This window comes from Streptomyces sp. NBC_01283 (assembly GCF_041435335.1).
Classification (GTDB): domain Bacteria; phylum Actinomycetota; class Actinomycetes; order Streptomycetales; family Streptomycetaceae; genus Streptomyces.
The window spans coordinates 832,736-850,747 of record NZ_CP108430.1; the positions used below are offsets into that span (position 1 = coordinate 832,736).

16 protein-coding genes and 1 pseudogene are annotated in these 18,012 nt (G+C 70.4%); 7 read left to right on the forward strand and 10 right to left on the reverse strand.

Going from position 1 to position 18,012, the window contains the following annotated elements; all coding sequences use genetic code 11:
• Positions 1–69 precede the first annotated feature (69 nt).
• From OG302_RS03865 to OG302_RS03875, 3 genes are all read right to left on the reverse strand, one after another.
• Positions 70–1,725, reverse strand: a complete 1,656-nt coding sequence (locus OG302_RS03865; protein ID WP_371525381.1) for a PucR family transcriptional regulator — start codon at positions 1,723–1,725, stop codon at positions 70–72.
• Positions 1,726–1,818: 93 nt separating this feature from the next.
• Complete coding sequence (locus OG302_RS03870) at positions 1,819–2,511, reverse strand: GNAT family N-acetyltransferase (protein WP_371525382.1); 693 nt, start codon at positions 2,509–2,511, stop codon at positions 1,819–1,821.
• Positions 2,508–3,371, reverse strand: a complete 864-nt coding sequence (locus tag OG302_RS03875) for a class I SAM-dependent methyltransferase (RefSeq protein WP_371525383.1) — start codon at positions 3,369–3,371, stop codon at positions 2,508–2,510. The genes OG302_RS03870 and OG302_RS03875 overlap by 4 nt, the downstream gene beginning before the upstream one ends.
• A 280-nt stretch (positions 3,372–3,651) precedes the next feature.
• On the opposite strand from OG302_RS03875, the gene OG302_RS03880 reads away from it, so the two are divergent.
• Positions 3,652–4,572, forward strand: a complete 921-nt coding sequence (locus OG302_RS03880; RefSeq protein WP_371525384.1) for a transglutaminase-like domain-containing protein — start codon at positions 3,652–3,654, stop codon at positions 4,570–4,572.
• 46 nt (positions 4,573–4,618) lie between these two features.
• Here OG302_RS03880 and OG302_RS03885 read toward each other — a convergent pair.
• Positions 4,619–5,756, reverse strand: a pseudogene (locus OG302_RS03885) (MFS transporter); the annotation flags it as partial.
• A 347-nt stretch (positions 5,757–6,103) separates the two neighbouring features.
• Here OG302_RS03885 and OG302_RS03890 point away from each other — a divergent pair.
• Both OG302_RS03890 and OG302_RS03895 read left to right on the forward strand, forming a co-directional pair.
• Entirely contained in the window at positions 6,104–6,712 is a 609-nt protein-coding gene (locus tag OG302_RS03890) for a helix-turn-helix domain-containing protein (protein ID WP_371525385.1), read from the forward strand.
• Between the two features lie 147 nt (positions 6,713–6,859).
• Positions 6,860–7,738, forward strand: a complete 879-nt coding sequence (locus tag OG302_RS03895) for a trans-aconitate 2-methyltransferase (RefSeq protein WP_371525386.1) — start codon at positions 6,860–6,862, stop codon at positions 7,736–7,738.
• Between the two features lie 183 nt (positions 7,739–7,921).
• Here OG302_RS03895 and OG302_RS03900 read toward each other — a convergent pair whose 3' ends face one another.
• Both OG302_RS03900 and OG302_RS03905 read right to left on the reverse strand, forming a co-directional pair.
• Positions 7,922–8,587: a histidine phosphatase family protein gene (locus OG302_RS03900; RefSeq protein WP_371525387.1), complete on the reverse strand. Its 666-nt coding sequence runs from the start codon at positions 8,585–8,587 to the stop codon at positions 7,922–7,924.
• Positions 8,588–8,704: 117 nt separating this feature from the next.
• Positions 8,705–9,841 (reverse strand): sorbosone dehydrogenase family protein, encoded by a 1,137-nt coding sequence (locus OG302_RS03905; RefSeq protein WP_371525388.1) that lies wholly within the window; start codon positions 9,839–9,841, stop codon positions 8,705–8,707.
• Between the two features lie 232 nt (positions 9,842–10,073).
• Between OG302_RS03905 and OG302_RS03910 the strand changes: the two genes are divergently transcribed.
• Positions 10,074–10,847 (forward strand): alpha/beta fold hydrolase, encoded by a 774-nt coding sequence (locus OG302_RS03910; RefSeq protein WP_371525389.1) that lies wholly within the window; start codon positions 10,074–10,076, stop codon positions 10,845–10,847.
• A gap of 30 nt (positions 10,848–10,877) precedes the next feature.
• Here the strand turns inward: OG302_RS03910 and OG302_RS03915 are convergent, their stop codons facing one another.
• Both OG302_RS03915 and OG302_RS03920 read right to left on the reverse strand, forming a co-directional pair.
• Positions 10,878–12,041: an FAD-dependent oxidoreductase gene (locus tag OG302_RS03915; RefSeq protein ID WP_371525390.1), complete on the reverse strand. Its 1,164-nt coding sequence runs from the start codon at positions 12,039–12,041 to the stop codon at positions 10,878–10,880.
• Positions 12,042–12,135: 94 nt separating this feature from the next.
• A complete protein-coding gene (locus OG302_RS03920; RefSeq protein WP_371525391.1) occupies positions 12,136–13,701 on the reverse strand; it encodes an MDR family MFS transporter in 1,566 nt (521 codons plus the stop codon).
• A 242-nt stretch (positions 13,702–13,943) separates the two neighbouring features.
• Here OG302_RS03920 and OG302_RS03925 point away from each other — a divergent pair, with 242 nt between their 5' ends.
• A complete protein-coding gene (locus tag OG302_RS03925; RefSeq protein ID WP_371750013.1) occupies positions 13,944–14,510 on the forward strand; it encodes a TetR/AcrR family transcriptional regulator in 567 nt (188 codons plus the stop codon).
• A gap of 278 nt (positions 14,511–14,788) precedes the next feature.
• On the forward strand, positions 14,789–16,075 hold the full coding sequence (locus OG302_RS03930; RefSeq protein ID WP_371525392.1) for a phosphatase PAP2 family protein: 1,287 nt from the start codon (positions 14,789–14,791) through the stop codon (positions 16,073–16,075).
• Positions 16,076–16,105: 30 nt separating this feature from the next.
• Here OG302_RS03930 and OG302_RS03935 read toward each other — a convergent pair whose 3' ends face one another.
• The gene (locus OG302_RS03935) at positions 16,106–16,606 is read right to left on the reverse strand and encodes a DinB family protein (RefSeq protein WP_371525393.1); all 501 of its coding nucleotides are present in this window, start codon (positions 16,604–16,606) and stop codon (positions 16,106–16,108) included.
• A complete protein-coding gene (locus OG302_RS03940) occupies positions 16,603–17,304 on the reverse strand; it encodes a cyclopropane-fatty-acyl-phospholipid synthase family protein (RefSeq protein ID WP_371525394.1) in 702 nt (233 codons plus the stop codon). The genes OG302_RS03935 and OG302_RS03940 overlap by 4 nt, the downstream gene beginning before the upstream one ends.
• A gap of 107 nt (positions 17,305–17,411) precedes the next feature.
• Here OG302_RS03940 and OG302_RS03945 point away from each other — a divergent pair, with 107 nt between their 5' ends.
• Positions 17,412–18,008: a helix-turn-helix domain-containing protein gene (locus OG302_RS03945; RefSeq protein ID WP_371525395.1), complete on the forward strand. Its 597-nt coding sequence runs from the start codon at positions 17,412–17,414 to the stop codon at positions 18,006–18,008.
• Positions 18,009–18,012 lie beyond the last annotated feature (4 nt).

Here is an 18,012-nt window from a genome sequence, read left to right on the forward strand (position 1 = left end):
TCGCGCGGGGCGCTACCGCGTGGCCGTCAGCCGGACCGCCGCGCGGCGGACACCTCGGGGCGCCCCGGCTCACTCCTCCGGTGGGCCGGTGCCCGAGGCAGTCATCAGCCGCAGCTGCAGCATGAGGGCGAACCGCACGGACGGATCCTGCAGATCGACCTGCGCCACCTCCGCGACCCTGCGGATGCGGTAGCGAAAGGTGTTGGGGTGGACGAAGACGCTCGCCGACGCGGCGATGATGTCGCCGAAGGCGTCCAGCCATGCGCGCACTGTCCCGACCAGGTGCGAGCGATGCCTGGTGTCGTACTCCACCAGCCGGGCCACCGGGCTGAGCAGTTCATCCCCCTGGACCGCGGCCAGGTCCCGCAGGTCGAGCAGCAGCGCGTCGATGTACACGTCGCCGATCGAGGCCACCCGCCTGCTGCCCAGGTCACTCATCAGCACACGCAGCGCGCGGTCCGCCCGGGTCCGTGACCGGCCGAGGGCCGACGGGTCGGTCGCCACCGACCCGATGCCGATCACCACCTGCGACCGCTTGCCGGCCCGCTCCAGGAAGTTGGCCGCGATCTGCACCGCCCGCTCCCGGCCGGCCACGGGATCCGCCGGCACCGGGAGGACGGCGTAGGCGACATCGCCGAGCAGTGCCAGGGCCGACCGTGGCTGCACCGCGTTGAGGTGGATGCCCAGGGCGCTGGTCAGCCGCTGCCGTTCCGCCGCGAGCTGGGCATGGTCACCCTTCTGCCCGGCGAGGCCCATGGCCATCACCACCGTGGGCTCCTTGACCAGTCCCAGCCGGTCCAGGGCGTCCACCGCACCCGTGCCGCCTTCGAGGACCGTGCTCACGAGGTCGGCCCGGAGCCGGTTCCGCGCGTCGGCGCCCGCCCGGTGGCGCAGCAGGTGGAGGGCGACGAGCTTCGCCGCGTCCTGGAACGCCTGCTCACGATCGGGGGTCAGTGGCTCCTCGACCGCGGCCCACACCGACCCCAGGAACTCGTCACCGGCCCGCACCGCGACGGCCACCCGCGGGATGGCCGTCTCCCCCTCTTCGAGCGTCGCCGGGGCGATGTGCACGGGACGGTCGCTGCGGTACAGCTCGCTGAAGACCCCGCGGCTCTCCAGGATCCGCAGATAGCCGTCCGGCACCTGGCGGGCCAGGATCGTGGCGACGCGCGACTGGTCGGCCTCGTCCTGACGGCCCGAGAAGGCCAGGATGCGCTGGCGGCGGTCCTCGATCGTGATCGGCGCGTCCAGCAGCGTCGCGACGGCATTGGCGAGCGCGAACAGATCACCGGAGGGGACTCCCCCGAGCGACTCGACGCCCACGTCACCGACGTCTCCTTCGGTGAGCAGCGTCCGCAGGAGTTCCGTGAGCTGCGACCACGACGCGCCCTTCGTCAAGCTGATCAGGACCACGTTCGAGGCCGCCGACGCCTCGGCGAGCGCCTCGTCCCGCTCCACCGGGCCGCGTACCACCAGGGCCGCCGCACCGTGCGCGCCCAGCTCGTGCATGAGCCGGGCGATCTCCACCGGACCGTAGACGCCGACGCCCAGCACGATGGCCCGCGGCGGGTACGCGACGGCATCCCCCGGGTCGTGGATGACGACCCCTCCGACCTCGTCCGTCAGCCCGGGAGTCCCCTGGACAAGATCGAGCAGGGCAGGGCTGAAGTCCTCGAGCACGCGGGCAAGACTGGTGCGAAGGTTCATCGGCACGTCACTGGTCACCACCTCAGGCTAAGAGGGCGACTATCACCGACGTTCGTGTGCGGATACAAGTTGGCACGGGGAACTCGTCGCCCCGTACCAATGGCAGGGGTCTCAGCGGCCCCGCAGAGCCTTCCAGTCGTCCTCGAGCATCGAGTACTGGACGATGTCGTGCCACACCCCGTCCACGTGGCCGTAGTGGCGCAGGCACCCCTCCCGGACCATCCCTGCCTTCTCGATGGCCCGCTGCGCGGCGACGTTCGACGGCATGAATCCCGACCAGACGCGGTGCAGGCCCAGCCGGTCGAAGCCCAGGATGCCCAGCAGGAAGCCGATCTCGACGCTGTGGCCGACGCTCACCCGGTCGGCACGCAGCGCCAGGCCCACCTCCGCGCTGCGGTAGCCGACGCGGACCATCCCGCCCTCGCCCGACTGATCCTCGAGGATCAGCTTCGCCGAGCCGATCAGCTCGCCCGTGGCGATGTCGCTGACGCCCAGCCGGTAGTGCGAGCGAGGAGTGCGCCGGGCGCCTGCCCTGGCCTGCTCGACCAGCGCCGCGGCGTCGGAGCGCCGGAAGGGCGGCATACCGAACTCGCGGGTCGTGCGGGGGTCACCGAAGATGCCGAGTACGCCGTCGACATCGCTGGGCACGAACTCCCGCAGTCGCAGCGTGGAGCCTTCGACGAGAACCGCACGCTGCTCGGGCACCGGCGGCGGCCGTTCGTCGACCAGCGCCTGGGGCGCTTCTCGCGGGGGCCAGAGGTGGGCTTGTTCCCGCTCGGCCTCGACTTGCAGGCGATCCGTCATGCGTTGACTCCTTGGTGCTGTTTCGTCGGGCCGAACGACACACGCGTGACCCAGAGGGGCTTTCGCGTACGGATCGCAGGAAGAACGTTGGCGAGCGGCAGGAGCCACCCGCAGAGAAATCCCCGGCCCCGTGGCGCGCGCACTGCCCGCACGGCGGCGATGTTCGGGTGCACCGCGCGCAGCTTGCGCTGTTCCGCCGGTGTCATCCCCCAGAGCATCGGCGGCGGACGGTACCCGGCGGGGTACTTCCACCGGCCACGTTCGGTGCGGGCGGCCATCCAGGCGGGCGGGGTGTCGAAGACGAGCTCCGCTCCGGGGAATCGGGCGGCACACGCCTCGATGAGCCGGTGGACCGCGTCCCGCGGGAGATACATCAGCATCCCCTGGGCGAGGATCAACAGCCCGCGGGAGACATCGACCTCGTCCATCCACCGGGTGTCGGTGGCCGAACAGGGCAGAGTGCGGTGGCGTGGCGCGTCCGGCAGCAGCCGTTGGCGCAGCTCCGCGACCTCGGGCAGGTCGACCCCGAGCCACTGCACCCGGCCGTTGTCCACCCGCCAGAACTGCGTCTCCAGGCCCTCCCCGAGCGAGACGACCGTGCCGTCCGGATGATCACTGAGGAAACGTCGCACCTCACGGTCGTAACAGCGCGCCCGTACTGCCATCCCCTGCGCGAAGCCCCAGTTGCCGGTGCCGAACCGCCCCTCAAAGGGATAGTCGACAGCGTCGATCACCTCGATCGCCTTCGGGTCCCGCAGTGCCGAGCCAGGGTCCTTCGCGGCCAGAGCGCGGTGGTGCAACGTCCATAGCGTCGTCTCGGCGACGCCATCCAACTCGGCCTTCCGCTTCTGTCCGTTCATCCGGCGATGGTCACAACACTGTCGGCGCCCCAGCAAGGAGCGTCACTCCTGCGAGCGCATAGATCACTCCTTCAGTTGGGATTTCACCCCGCGAAGCACCGCAGCCCGTCATACCCGTCATGCTGCGGCGCCGTGTTGACCCACCTTTCGCCGATCAGTTGAACCTCTGATGCGACTCGTCGACACAAGGCATCTGGACATGCGCGGCGAGATTTTGACACGGTGAGACGCACCGGCCCGGGAGCCGAACGCGCGGCCGAAGCCTGCTGGGAGTTCAGCCATGCCGCCCGCCCGCCTCGCACGGGACACTGCCGCCTTTTATGCCGCGCAGAGCGCATTCTCCGACCCCCACGGGCTCGGCCGGTTTTACACCGAACTACCGGATGACCCCGCTCAACTCGCCCGCGCGGCACGGGATCTGATGCTCCACCGTCTCGACGGTGAGCTGTTCCACCACGTCGTCCCGCAGGACCGCCTGCACAACGATGCCGAGACGCGCTACCTCGACGACATCCTGCGGATCGTCATCGAGCGCAACGACGCCCCACTGACGCAGCGGCGCGAGGCCGGTGACCGGTTCGTGGGCGTCTGCCGAGACTTCGCGCTGCTGCACTGCTCGTTCCTGCGTCACACGGGGACACCCGCGCGCTTGCGGTCCGGGTTCGCCGACTACCTCGGCCCGGACGGATTCCACGGTGACCACGTGGTCACCGAGTACTGGGACAACGAGCGAGGCTGGCTGCTCGCCGATCCGCAGCTGGCAGACCCGTTGGTCATCAGCGCCTGGGGCGTGGACTTCGATCCGATGGACGTGCCGCGCGACCGCTTTCTGGTCGCGGGCAAGGCGTGGCGAGTCATCCGGGCAGGCGATGCGGATCCGGCGGCCTTTGGACTCCATCCCCCGGAGGAGGGGCCGATGTTCGGGGAGTGGTTCGTGGCCCACGACATCCGGATCGACCTCGCGGCGCTGAACAAGGTGGAGACGCTGCTGTGGGACACATGGGGTACGGACGCGGGCGGCCACAGGGAGATGACGGACGAGACCTGTGAGCTCTACGACCAGGTCTCGCTCGTGGTGGGCGACGACGTTCCCTTCGATGCGGCGCGGAAGCTGTTCGCGGAGCACGAGGGACTGCGGACGCCGAGGACCGTGGTGTCGTTGGCACCGTTCAACGGTCCGAGCGAGGTCACTCTGCGGTGAGGGACGCGCCAGGTGACGCGCCAGCCAGAAGCCTCGCCCACCGGCGTCACCGACGCACCTGATCGAGCGGCGCGCGCGAGCCGGCCTCCTCTGCCTCATCCGCCGCTGCGTACTCCAGGCGCCGCGGTCCTCGCGCGAGGATGTAGAGGAGCAGGACGGCCATGACGGCGACGCCCGCCCACATGGCCTGCTGCCAGCCGTCGACGAACGACTCCTTCGCGGCGCGGATCAGCGCCTGGGCGTGGGCGCCGGTTCCGTCCGCCGCTCCGATCGCGTTGGCGACGCCTTCGCGTGCCGTGTCGGCAGCTTCCCTGGGAACGCCGTCCAGTCGGGAGTCGATGGCGCTGTGGTAGCCGGAGGACAGGAGCGCGCCGGGCAGGGCTACGCCGAGCGCGGTGCCGAACTCCCGTGTGACGTCATTGAGTGCGGAGGCGACCCCCTGGCGCTCACGCGGCAGGGCGCCGGTGATGGCCTCGGTCGAGGGCATCATCGACAGCCCCATGCCGGTTCCCATCGCGAGCATGCCAGGCAGTACGGAGAGACAGCCGCCGTCGACGGAGACGAAGACCGCCATGAGGGCAAGGCCCGCACCGGCCAGCAGAATTCCCGTGGCCATGGTCGAGCGGGCGCCGATGCGCGCGGCCAGTTCGGGGGCCAGGCCCGAGGCCGTCATCATCAGTACGGCCATGGGCATCAGGGCCCAGCGTGGAGAGCAGACCCGACCAGCCGAGCACGGCCTGGAAGAACGGAAAAGCACCACGAAGATGCCCGCCTGGACACCCAAGACGACAAGGAGCGTGATCGAACCGCCCGCCAACGAGCGCTCACCGAACAGACGCGTCCAGGAGCGCGGCATCCCGACGGCGCATCTCCCAGGCCACGAAGCCTGCAGCGGCCAGGACACCCACGACGAGGGCGAACAAGGTCGCGGGGGCGGTCCAGCCCCGCTCGGGCCCCTGCTTCAGGACGAAGATCAGCCCGGCCACCGCAACGACGGAAGTCAGCGCGCCGCCGGTGTCGAACCTGTGCCCGGAGTCGTCGCGGGAGTTGGGAAGGGATCGCAGCGCCATCACGAGGGCCACGACGACCAGCGCGATGGGCAGGACGAACAGCCGGCGCCAGCTCGCCACGTCGACCAGGGCCGCGGAGACGAACATGCCCAGGATGCCGCCGCCCCCGGCGACGGAGAGGCCCTAGAGGAACGGCGGAGGGTTCAGGCGCGGGTGACGGCGGCCCGCTGCGTGGCGGCGAGGGCCGCCTCGGTGTCGGCGGCGGCCAGGTCGGCTTTCATGTGGGCGCCCGCCAGAGCCCCGGCAGCTCGTCGGTCGCCTCCACGGCACCGGTCACAGCAGTCCCAGCATTCACAGTGGTCAAGGTGGTCATGGTGGTCTCAGACATGGCGGCACGCCCTTTCCCTCTCGTCCAGCACGTCTTTCACGTACATCGCGTTCTTCACGCGGGCCCCCAGCCATCCGGGGGCTACGGCCACGACGATAGGCACACCTTGCGGCCAAGACATACGATGTTGCCTATGACGCAAGACAATGGCGAGCTGGACAGCCTGGTACGCAAACGGATCCGCGCCCTGCGGGTCGCACAGGGCTGGTCCCTGGAAGAACTGGCCACCCGCGCCTCGGTCAGCCAGTCCACCCTGAGCCGCATCGAGAACGGTCAACGCCGCCTGGCCCTGGACCAGCTCGTCACCCTCGCGCGGGCCCTGGACACCTCCCTGGACCAGCTCGTCGAGACGGCCACCGACGACGTCATCACCAGCCCGACGATCGACGGGGCCCACGGACAGATGCGCTGGCCGATCAAGGCGGAGCCCGGCATGAGTGTCGTACGCCAGCGGATGACGAATCCGCCGCCGGACAGCCCCGCACGCATGCGCGCGCACCCCGGCCGCGAATGGCTCGTGGTGCTGTCCGGCACCGCCGTCCTTCTGCTGGGCAACCGGCGCTTCCGCATCGAGACCAACCAGGCCGCCGAGTTCCCCACGATGCTCCCGCACGCCATCGGCGCCGAGCACGGGCCGTGCGAGATCCTGGGCATCTTCGACCGCGACGCCCGCCGCGGGCACCAGCGCGAGGCCAAGGACGACACGGGCAACGAGAGCGAAAGCGGCCGCACCGGGCACTGACCTGCCGGGCGTCGGGCCCCGCCGCGCAGGTCCGCACCCAGGAGCGCCGACCAGTCAGTTGCGCGTACGGCAGCGCGGCGGGCCAACTTCTTGCGCAGTCCGGGATTGATGGTGCCGCGAGCGCATGACCGACCTAGCGTCGCCTGCATGAACCACGTTGCCTCACACGCGGGCCACCACGGCGCCGACCACCAGCACGAGCCGGACACCGACAGCCAGGCGGAGATCCTCGACCTGGACGCGGAACTGCTCGCCGAGCACCTCGCGTCCATCACCGCATGGCTGCCCCTGGAGAAAGCGCCGCGCCACATCGTGGACCTGGGATGCGGGACCGGGGCCGGCACCTTCGCCCTGCTCGCCCGCTTCCCCGAAGCGCAGGTGACCGCCGTGGACGCGTCGGCCGATCATCTGCACCGCCTGCGGACAAGGGCCGCGGAGCTCGGTCTGGTCGGCCAAGTGCACACGGTGCAGGCCGATCTCGACGCGGACTGGCCCGACCTCGGACGGCCCGGCCTCGACCGGCCCGAGCTGGTGTGGGCGTCGGCGTCGATGCACCACATGGCCGACCCCGACCGCACCCTGCGCGAGGTGCACGGCCTGCTCGCGCCCGGCGGCCTGTTCGCCGTCATCGAGCTGGCGGGCTTCCCGCGCTTCCTGCCCGCCGACGCCCCAACGGATCGGCCCGGCCTCGAGGAGCGCTGCCACGCCGCTCTCGCGCACGAGGAAGCCGCCCATATGCCGCACCGCGGCGCCGACTGGGGGCCCAAGCTCGTGGGCGCCGGGTTCGGCATCGAGGGCGAACGCACGATCACCGTGCACGTCGACGGCTCCCGCAGCGCGGCGGTCGGCCGGTACGCGCTCAGCAGCATGAAGCGCCTGCGCGCGGGCGCCGCCCACGCCCTGCCCGCCGAGGATCTCGGTGCCCTCGACCAACTGCTCGACGCCGAAAGCCCGTTCAGCATCCTGCGCCGCGGCGACCTCGCGGTCCGCACCGAACGCAGCGTCTGGGCGGCCCGCCGGGCCTGACCCGCCCGTGCAGCAGGGGGCAGAGGAAAAGGTGGGCCCGCCACGTGCGAACGGAAACGGACCCACCCACAGCGTCCTCGGGAACGCATGCGGCCACCGTACGATCACCGCCACGGTTCCGCCTGCCGAGCATGCGGTCCGAGCCGTTCGCCGCGGCGCGGCGCCCTTTGCCGGGGCCGCGTCTCAGGCCACCGGGACCGTGACCTCTCCCGCGGGACCACTCTCCTCGGGGAACTCCCCTTCCGGGCCCAGCGGGCGGCCCTCCCACACCAGTGCCTGCCAGCCCTCGTCGGGTGAGCCCTCGAGGATCACCACGCCCGTGTTGGCCAGCGGGTGACCCGCCGAGTACGCGACGTCCACGTTGGCCGCCCGGGCCGCCACCCACGTACGGATCACGGCGCCGTGGCTGACCAGCGCCACCGTCCCGGCTCCCGTAGCGGCCGCCTCGGCTACGACGGCGTCGAAGCGCCCGAGGGCCTCTACGCCGTTCTCGCCGCCGGGCATCCGGCGCTCGGTGTCGCCGCCGGACCAGGCGAAGGCGGTGCCCATGTAGACGGTGGCGGCCTCCTTGTCGCCCCGCATCTCCAGGTCCCCCGCGACCAGCTCCCGGATACCGTCCCGGATCCGGGGCTCAAGCCCCGTCGCGGCGGCGAGGGGCGCGGCGGTGAGCTGGGTGCGCAGCAGCGTGGAGACGTACAGGGCATCGATCTTCTCTGCCGCCAACGCCTCCGGCAGTGCCGCCGCCTGGTCCTGCCCCAGCGGTGTCAGCCCCGGGCCCGGTGCCCCGGTGTCCAGGAGGTGCTTGAGGTTGGACGGGGTCTGGCCATGGCGTATGAGCAGCAGGCGCATGCGGGGACTACCTTCCCTGGGCGGCGACGGAACTAGCACTTCCACTCTGCCACCGGAGCCGTGTGTCCCCGCATGCGCCCGAGCCGGATGATCTCCGGCGGGCGGTCGTAGCGGTCGTTACGCCGGGGCGATGCGGTAGACGCTGCCGCCGATGTCGAGCACGTACAGCTCGCCACTGCCGCCCTGGGCGAAGGAGATGACCTCACCGCCGTTCACCCCGAGGTCGCTCGCGCCGGTCACCTTGCCGTTCTCCATCCGCAGCGCGCGGATGGTGCCGTCGCAGTAATCGCTGAACACGTACTGACCCCGCAGGGCCGGGATCGCCTTGCCCCGGTATACGTATCCGCCGGTCACCGAGCAGCCGAGGCCGGTGCGGTCGTACTCGTGGACCGGCGGGACGTGGTTCGCGGGCTCCGTGCCGTCCCGGAAGGGGTGGGTGCCCTCCATCTGGGACCAGCCGTAGTTCTCGCCGCCCTCGCTGTTCGCCGGGGCCCAGTCGATCTCCTCCCAGGCACTCTGACCGACGTCACCGATCAGCAGGTCGCCCGTGCCCTTGTCGAAGGAGAACCGCCAGGGGTTGCGCAGGCCGTACGCCCAGATCTCGTCCTTCGCCTTCGGGTCGTCGACGAACGGGTTGTCCCGCGGGATCGCGTAGGGCTTGCCGCCCCTCGGGTCGATCCGCAGCAGCTTGCCGAGCAGCGTGTCGAGGTTCTGGCCGTTGCCGTGCGGGTCGCCGCCCGAGCCGCCGTCGCCGAGGGCGATGTAGAGGTAGCCGTCCGGGCCGATCTTGATGTCGCCGCCGTTGTGGTTCGGGTACGGCTGCGTCTGGGTGATGACGGTGCGCCGGGTCTCCGGCCGGATCTTGCCCTTCCGGACGGCGAACTCGTCGACGGTGCTGGTGCCTTCGAGGTTCGTGAACGAGATGTAGAAGTGCGCGAACTTCTTGTCGAACGCGATGCCGAGCAGCCCGCGTTCGCCGTCGGTGGTGGTCTCTTTGGATATGTCGAGGACGGGGTGGCCGAGCCCATGGCGGTCCAGGACGCGTACGGTGCCCGCGCGTTCGGCCAGCCAGACCGTGCCGCCGGGGCCGGCGGTGCCCGCGGTCGGGTTCGTGGCCGTGGCCACTTTTTCGAGCGCGACCGCCGGGGCTTTCCGTGGGGCGGCGGGCTCGTCGGCGGACGCGGTGGTCAAGGCGAGGGAGGCGACAAGGCAGATGGCGCCGATGACGGCCGTGCTTCTGGTGCGAACGTTCACCGTGATCCTCCTGGAGGCGGCGAAAAGGGGGAGGTCACCCGGCTGCTGGGGGCAGAGGTGAGGCGATGTCGCCCGCGCCGGCGCGCAACCTGGGTGGGGGAAGGCGTGCTACTGGCCACGCATGAGACTACTGGGACGGAGAGTGCTGGTATAGACCAAGGAACCCTCCATCTGCCTCCTCACGCGAGACTGGGACACTTCCGCCATGCCGATCGTCTAAGCCTCGCCCGGAGTGTCCATCGCCAACGAGGAGTTCGGTGATCCCGCGGATCCGGCCGTGTTGCCGGTGATGGGGTTCGGCAGCCAGATGATCGCCTGGCACGAGGACTTCTGCCGTGCGCTCGCCCGGCGTGGGCGCCATGTGATCCGCTACGACAACCGCGACTGCGGTCTTTCCACCACCTTCGACGATCCCTGTCGGCATGGGCCGGTTCATCGCCGCGGTGAGCTAGCCCTCGGGATCGAACGAGCGCACGTGGTCGGATCCTCGATCGGCGGCATGATCGCCCAGACCATGGCCATCAGCCGCCCGGAGCGCGTGCTGACCCTGACGTCGATGATGTCCTGGACCGGCGAGAGCGAGTACGGCCGGGTCGGCGCCGACGCCCAGGCGGTGCTCTTCAGCCCGAGGCCGGCAGACCGCGAGAGGTACATCGCCGCGGCGGCGAAGAAAATGGTGTGGGCCTCCAAGCGCTACGGCAGCCCTGCGCTCCTGCGTGGACTGGCCGTCCAGAGCTACGACCGCGCCTACCGCCCGTCCGGGATCGGGCGGCAACTCGGCGCGATGATCCTCGGTGGCTCACGCGCCGACGCACTGCGAGAGTTTCGCGTGCCGACTCTGGTGCCGCACGGTCTGGACGGCACGCTGATCGATCCCAGCGGCGGCAGCCGAACCGCCGACCTGGCGCCCGGAGCGAAGCTCGTACTCATCCCCGACATGGGACACGACCGCCCCCGGGAACTCTGGCCCGAGATCATCGACACCTTGGACGCACACACCCGCTGAGCGCGCGCCGGGGCGGCTTCGGCCCCGGTTTCAGTGCTGCTGCGTCATGTGGGCGAGGGTCTGCGCGGCGCTGTCGGGGGCGAAGGCGCCGTCGATTCCCTCGGCCGCTCCCTCGGCGGCTTCGACGGAGCGGGGCAGGAGGGTCCTCTCGTACGCGGTGATCGCCGCGTCAACGGTGGGGTGGTCGACGAGGGCCCGGGCGAGGTCGGCGCCGTCGAGCATGGCGAGGTTGGCGCCCATCCCGGAGAAGGGGGACATCAGGTGGGCGGCGTCACCGAGGAGGGTGAGGCCGGGTGTGTGGGGCCAGGTGTGCGGGACGGGCAGGGCGTACAGGGGGCGGTTGGTGTAGCCGGTGTCGGCGGCGGTGATGAAGCCGAGGAGGTCGGGGCTCCAGCCGGTGAACTCGTCGAGGAGGGCGTCGCGTACGGCAGCGCTGTCGGTGAGGTCGAGTCCGGCTTTCCGGTGCCAGTTCTCGTCGGTGCGCATGCCGACGTAGACGCGGATGTGTCCGCCGCTGTTGCGCTGGGCGACGAAGCCCTGGTTGTTGTCGAGGGCCATCATGGTGCCGTCGCCGGTGAGTTCGGCGAGGCCGGGGTGGCGGCGGTCGGCATCGCTGAGGCCGGTCTCGACGAAGGTGACGCCGGTGTAGACCGGCGTCGCGTCGGACAGTTGGCGGCGCACCTTGGACCAGGCGCCGTCGGCTCCGACGACGAGGTCGGCTTCGGTGATCGTGCCGTCGGCGAAGTGCAGGCGGTGAGTGCCGTCACCGAGGGGATCGACGCGGGTCAGCCGGTGGCCCCAGCGCACCGCCTCCGGCTTGAGGGAGTCCAGGAGGAGGGCGCGGAGCCGGCCGCGGTCGATCTCCGGATTGCCCCCGGCGACGTCGGCCTCGGGCGGCACCGCGTCGAACAGGATCCGGCCGTCGCGGCCGATCAGCCGCATCTGCTGGCCCTCGGGCCGGGCCTCCGCCAGGAAGTCCTCCAGCAACCCCGCTGTCCGCAGCGCGTGTTGGCCGGATTCGGGATGCATGTCGAGGGTGCCGCCCTGGTCGCGGTCGGTGCGGGAGGCGTCCCCGTCGTAGAGGGTGGCGGTGATGCCGTGCTCCTGCAGGATGCGGGCGCAGGTCAGGCCGCCGGGTCCGGCGCCGATGATGGCGATGCGGGGTGCGGAGGCGGCATTCAAGGTGGTGTTCAAAGTGGTGTCCCTTCGGGTCGCACAGCGGTGCCGTGCTGTGGTGCGTAGTGGTGTGCCGCGCTCTTCTACGACGCGATGTGCGGTGGAGCGGAGGTCAGTTGGCCGCCGTGGGGGCGGGGCTGTTCCGGGGCCGGTCGGTGGCGGGCGGCGGCCCCGCCTTCTTCAGGGGGACTTCGATGACGAACAGTGCGGCGACGAAGGCGAGGGCACACAGCGCCGCCCCGGTGAGGAAGATCTGGTGGGTGCCGTCGGTGACCGCGCCGAGGTAGGCGTTCCTGACACCGGCGGGCAGCTCGGACACGGACACGGCGGACATGTCGGCCGGGGCACCGACGCCCGGCAGGTGCGAGTGGACGGAGCGGGTGAACAGCGAGCCGAAGACCGCGACGCCGAGTGAGCCGCCCAGCGTGCGGAAGAGGTTCACCGAACTCATCGCGGCACCCATGTCACGCATGGCGACGCTGTTCTGCGCGATGGTGCCCGCCATCTGCAGGGTGAAGCCCAGGCCGATGCCGACCAGCACCATGTAGAGCCCCGTAAGGAGCCGTGAGGTGCCGGTGTCCATGGTGGCCAGCAGGGCCAGGCCCGTGGCCAGGAACGCCGTGCCGAGAACGGGGAAGATCTTGTACCTGCCCGTGGCGGACATGACCTTCCCCGCCAGGGTGGAGACGATCACCACCGGGATCATCATGGGCAGCATCAGCAACCCGGAGTTGGCGGCCGACGCGCCCTGGACGGTCTGCTGGAACAGCGGCAGGTAGAGCCCCGCGCCGAAGGTGACCACGCCTGCGGCCAGGATCATGGTCACCGCGAGCGGATAGTTGCGGTGTCCGGTGAACACCGACAAGGGCAGCACCGGCTCACCGGCCCGCTTCTCGGTACGGACGAACAAGGCGAGCCCGATCACGGCTACGGCACCCAGGGCGAGGATCTGCCAGGAGCCCCACGCGTAAGTGGTGCCCGCCCACGTGGCGGCCAGCACGATGGCGCCGATGGAGAGGGTGAGCAGGGCGATCCCCACCCAGTCGATCTTCGCCCTGAGGCGCTGGGTGGGCACGTGCAGCATCCGCCACAGCCACACCAGGGCGATCAGGCCGAGCGGCAGGTTGACGTAGAAGGCCCAACGCCAGTCCCAGTGCCCGGTGATGAACCCGCCGAGGAGCGGGCCACCGACGGTGCCGATCGCCATGACCGAGGCGGTCATGCCCTGGTACTTGCCCCGTTCCCGGGGCGGCACGAGGGCGGCGATCAGGGTGAAGGCGCCTGCGCCGATGCCGCCCGCGCCGATTCCCTGCAGGGCCCGGAAGGCGATCAGTTCGGTCATGGACTGTGCGGCGCCGCACAGCGCGGAGCCGAGGACGAACACGGCGATCGAGGCCAGATACATGGGCTTGCGGCCGAACAGGTCGCCGAACTTGCCCCAGACCGGCGTGGTCACGGCGGTGACGAGCGTGTACGCGGTCACGACCCAGGACATGTGCTCGAGGCCGCCGAGGTCGCCGACGATCGTGGGCATCGCGGTGCCCACGACCATGTTGTCGAGCATCGCCAGCAGCATCGCGAGCATGACGCCGAGCAGCACCCAGCGCACGCTTTTCGGTACGGCGGTGGGGCCGGTGGGGTCGGTGGAGCCATCAGGGAGGGACGCAGACGCGGACATGGCTGATCACCCCTTTCGGGGCTTCGGGAACTTCGGAGATGACGACCAGGAGGGGAGACGTGAGGGCCGGGCGGCGCCTCGCAGCCCGCCGATCCAGAAAAGCACATCGACTCACTAAGTGCAACGACTCAACTTTTGAAGCTGGGCAACCGAAGGGGTAGAGTCGCGGCATGACCGAGATCGAGACCAAGGGCGACACCCAAGGCGGCACCGAGGGCGAGACCGGCGCCCCGCCGGCGCCCATGGGGCGCCGCGAGCGCAAGAAGGCCGCCACCCGCCAGGCCATCGCGGATGCGGCCCTGCGGCTGTTCCTGGAGCGCGGGTACGACGATGTCGGCATCCGCGAGATCGCCGACGCCGCCGACGTGAGCACCACCACGCTGTTCAAGCACTTCCCGGTCAAGGAGGCCCTCGTCTTCGACGAGGACTCCGCGCAAGAAGCCCGTCTGCTCGCCGCCGTACGCGAGCGGCCCCAGGGCCAGTCCATCCCCGCGGCACTGCGCGAGCACGCGCTGCGCCACCGCATGGCGGCCGCGGGCGGCGACGCCCGCTTCACCGCCTTCTTCGGCCTGGTCAACAGCACCCCGGCCCTGCGCGATTACGTCCAGAACATGTGGCTGCGCCACACCTCCGCCCTGGCTCGGGTCATCGCCGAGGACAGCGGCCTGCCGGCGAACGACCCCGCCTGCGCCGCGCTGGCCCACTTCGCCCTCGAAGCCCCCCGGACCGCGCGCGGCAGCGAGGACCCCCGGCAGGCCATCACCCGCGCCTTCGAGCTACTTGAGAACGGGTGGGAAGCCCTGACCTGAGCGGGGAGTCCAGGTCCGCCCCGAAGCGTGAACGGGGTGTTTCCAGGGAGCGAAACTCATCCATACCGCCATCCGCGCCGCTCCGCTAACATGATCGAACTCACGACGAGTGCCCTGATCGCCCCTATTTCGCCAGGAATTGACGCCATCTAGCACGAAGAGTGAGCTATTACCCACAACTAACAAATCGGCCAAATCAATTGATATCTAGAGCATCGCGGACTTCTTCGCGAATCGACTACCGATCAGTGCTCGCGGCGTGGCGCCGACCGCGGGCGATGCTGTGGACCGCGGCGGCCGTGGTGGCCTTCGGGTTCCTCGTCGCGCTGGAGATCGCCGCGCGCCACTACGGCGTCGCGGGGCCGATCACCAACCAGGCGCGAGAGGTGATCTTCGCCCCCAAGTCGGGGCCGCTGCTGTACGCCGGCATGGCGTTGATGATGGTGGTGTTCACCTGGCGGCAGCGGTTCATCGCGCTGGGTGTCGCCGTCTGCATCGACGTCGTCTTCTTCCTGGTGCGGTGGGCTGTCGACGCCGAAATGATGTTCGGCAACGGTGCGTTGTGGGTGATCCTGGGCTGCGCGGTCATCGCCGTCACGCGCCGCACCGGTCAGGAACGCGTCCTGCTCCTGAAGGGCGTCGGGCTGAGCCTGCTGCTGGTGGCCGGCCGCAAGACGGGCGACACCTGGCTGCTCATCACGTCGAAGACCCGCCCGACGGTGCTCGACCAGTACGTCGCCACCGCCGACCACGCGCTGGGCAACCCCTCCTGGCTGGCGGGGCGGTTGGTCTCGGCCACCGGCCCGGTCGGCGCCCACGTCCTCGACTACGTCTACATCCAGCTCGCGGTGGCCGCTGTCATCGTCGCGCTGTACCAACTGCGCAACGTGTCCGTCGAGCGCCGCTTCCCGGGCCATCACCTTGTGCGCACGTTCCTGGTCATCGGCCTGCTTGGACCGGCCATCTACATGATCTTCCCGGTGGTCGGACCCATATTCACCTACGGCACCGGCGCCTTCGGCACCGGTGGCGAGCAATGGGCCCTGGCCGACCTGTGGCCGCACACGCCGCCACCGGTCGCCACCCCTCACGCGATACCGTTCGACGAGATCACTCCGCGCAACTGCATGCCCAGCCTGCACACGGCGTGGGCCACCACGATCTTCATCCACTCCCGCAAGGGCCCACGCCTGCTGCGGTACGCGGGCGTCTTCTGGCTGGTCGCCACGCTCGGCGCGACGCTGGGCTTCGGCTACCACTACGGCGTGGACATCATCGCCGGCGTGGTGTTCGCGTTCACGATCGACGCGGCGCTGCGCTCTCTCGACCGCGGCTGGGACCGGGCGGGGATCCAGCTGGTCGCCTACGGCGCGACGGTCTTCGCACTGCTCCTGGTGTCTTATCGCTTCCTGCCGATGCAGATGGCCACGTACCCCTGGGTGTTCGGACCGCTGCTTGTCCTGGCGATGCTCTCGGTGGTCCAGGGATATGCGCGGACCACCAAGCTGTGGGATCCGAAGCCCGTACCGGCGCAGCAACCGGAACCCCAGCCCGAAATGGTCTGAGTCATGTCGGTGCCCGGCCGCTGACCCCGGTCAGCGGCCGGTGGCGCCGTCGATCCGCTCCCGGAGGATGTCGGCGTGGCCCGCGTGCCGGCCGGTCTCTTCGATCATGTGCACCAAGACCCATCGCATCGATGGCGCCGCCCCTCGACGCGGGGCTCGCGGGGCGGGAAGTGCCAGGTCCGCGCAGGCGTCGATGACCCGGTTCGCCCGCTCGACCGTCTCCCGGTAGTCGGCGAGCACGCCGTCGACGGTGTCCTCGTCCGACGGCCGCATGGTCGCGGGCCAGTTGTCGACGTCCTCGCCGAGGAAGTAGAACCGTTCGACGCGGGTCAGATGCCTGACCAGCCCGAGAAGGTTCGTGCCCGAGGGCACTCCCCCCGTCCGGACCCGCGGTTCCGGCACGCCCGCGGCCTTGTCCGCGACCGAGTTCCGCAGGTAGTCGAGAAAGCCCCGCAGCGTGTCCTTCTCGTCGGCGCCGGTCCGCGGGGGTCCGGTGTCCTTTGTCCGCTGCGCCCGGTCTTCCGCGGTCACTCGGCGGTCCGCTGGACGAGCAGGACGTTGTCGGTGACGGTGGCGGTCTCCCCGGCCGGTCCGGTGGCCCGGCGCTGGGGCATGTCGGCGCGCAGGACGGACCAGCGCGCCGGGTCGAGATCGAGTTCGGCGGCGACCTCGGTGGGTGTGGGGTAGTGGATGCCGGGGTCCTGGTTCCAGGACCAGGGCGCGGTGGAGCCGTGGTCGACGATCAGCAGGAGACCACCGGGCCGCAGGGCCCTCGCGGCGGTGCGCAGGACTCGGCCGCGGGACAGCTGGAGCGGGGTGTGGAAGTACTGGGCGGAGACGAGATCGAACTGCCCGGCCGGGAAGCTGTCGGCCAGATCGTGCTGTTCGGCGGCGACCCGGTCCGCGATGCCGAGCTCGCGGGCTCGTTCCCGCACTCGTTCGACGGCGGTGGTGGAGATGTCCACCGCGGTGACCTGCCAGCCCTCCTCGGCGAGCCAGATGGTGTCGCCGCCCGCACCGCAGCCCAGGTCCAGGGCGGCGCCCGGACGCAGCGGTGAGGCGGTCTCGGCGAGCAGCGGGTTGACGCGTGCGGCTCCGGGACGCCGGGAGCGGTAGTGCCGCTCCCAGAACGACTCGGCGCTCTCTTCCGCCGCGCTCCGGCCGCCCTCGGAGGTGTCGGAAGTATCGGAAGCGCTGGCCGCGGCTCGTCGGCTGTGGGTGGAATCCATCGGAGGTGCCCCTTCGTCGACCGGCTCGACGCCGGTGGTGTACGGACAGCATCGGCATCTCGGTTTCGGGCTTGCAAGAAAAATTGCGGATCCGCATCATCGAGGGCATGGACAGCACGGAGGACCACAACAACAGCGCGGGAGACGTCCTGGCCGGAGTCGGGCCACGTCTGCGGGCGCTGCGCCAGGCACGGAACGCCACGCTGGCGGCGCTGGCAGACGAGACCGGCCTGACGGCGAGCACCCTGTCCCGCCTGGAGAACGGGAAGCTCCGCCCCACGCTGGAGCAGCTGCTGCCGCTGGCCCGGGCGCACGGCGTCCCGCTCGACGATCTGGTCGCGGCGCCGCCCACCGGCGATCCACGCGTCCACCTGCGGCCGGTGCGGCAACACGGGCTCGTGCTGGTGCCGCTGACCAGACGGGCCGGCGGCATCCAGGCATACAAGGTGATCTACCCGCCCGCCGGCCGGGCGCCCACCTTGAAGCTGCAGGTCCACGACGGATACGAGTGGTTCTACGTCCTCAACGGGATCGTCAGGTTCGTGCTCGGCGAGCGGGAGTTCCAGCTCGGTGAGGGCGAGGCTGCCGAGTTCGACACCCGCGTACCGCACTGGATCGGCAGCGCCGACAGCCGTCCCGCGGAGCTGCTCGCCCTGTTCGGCCCGCAGGGAGAGCGCGCGCATCTGGAGCCGTCCGGAAACTGATCAC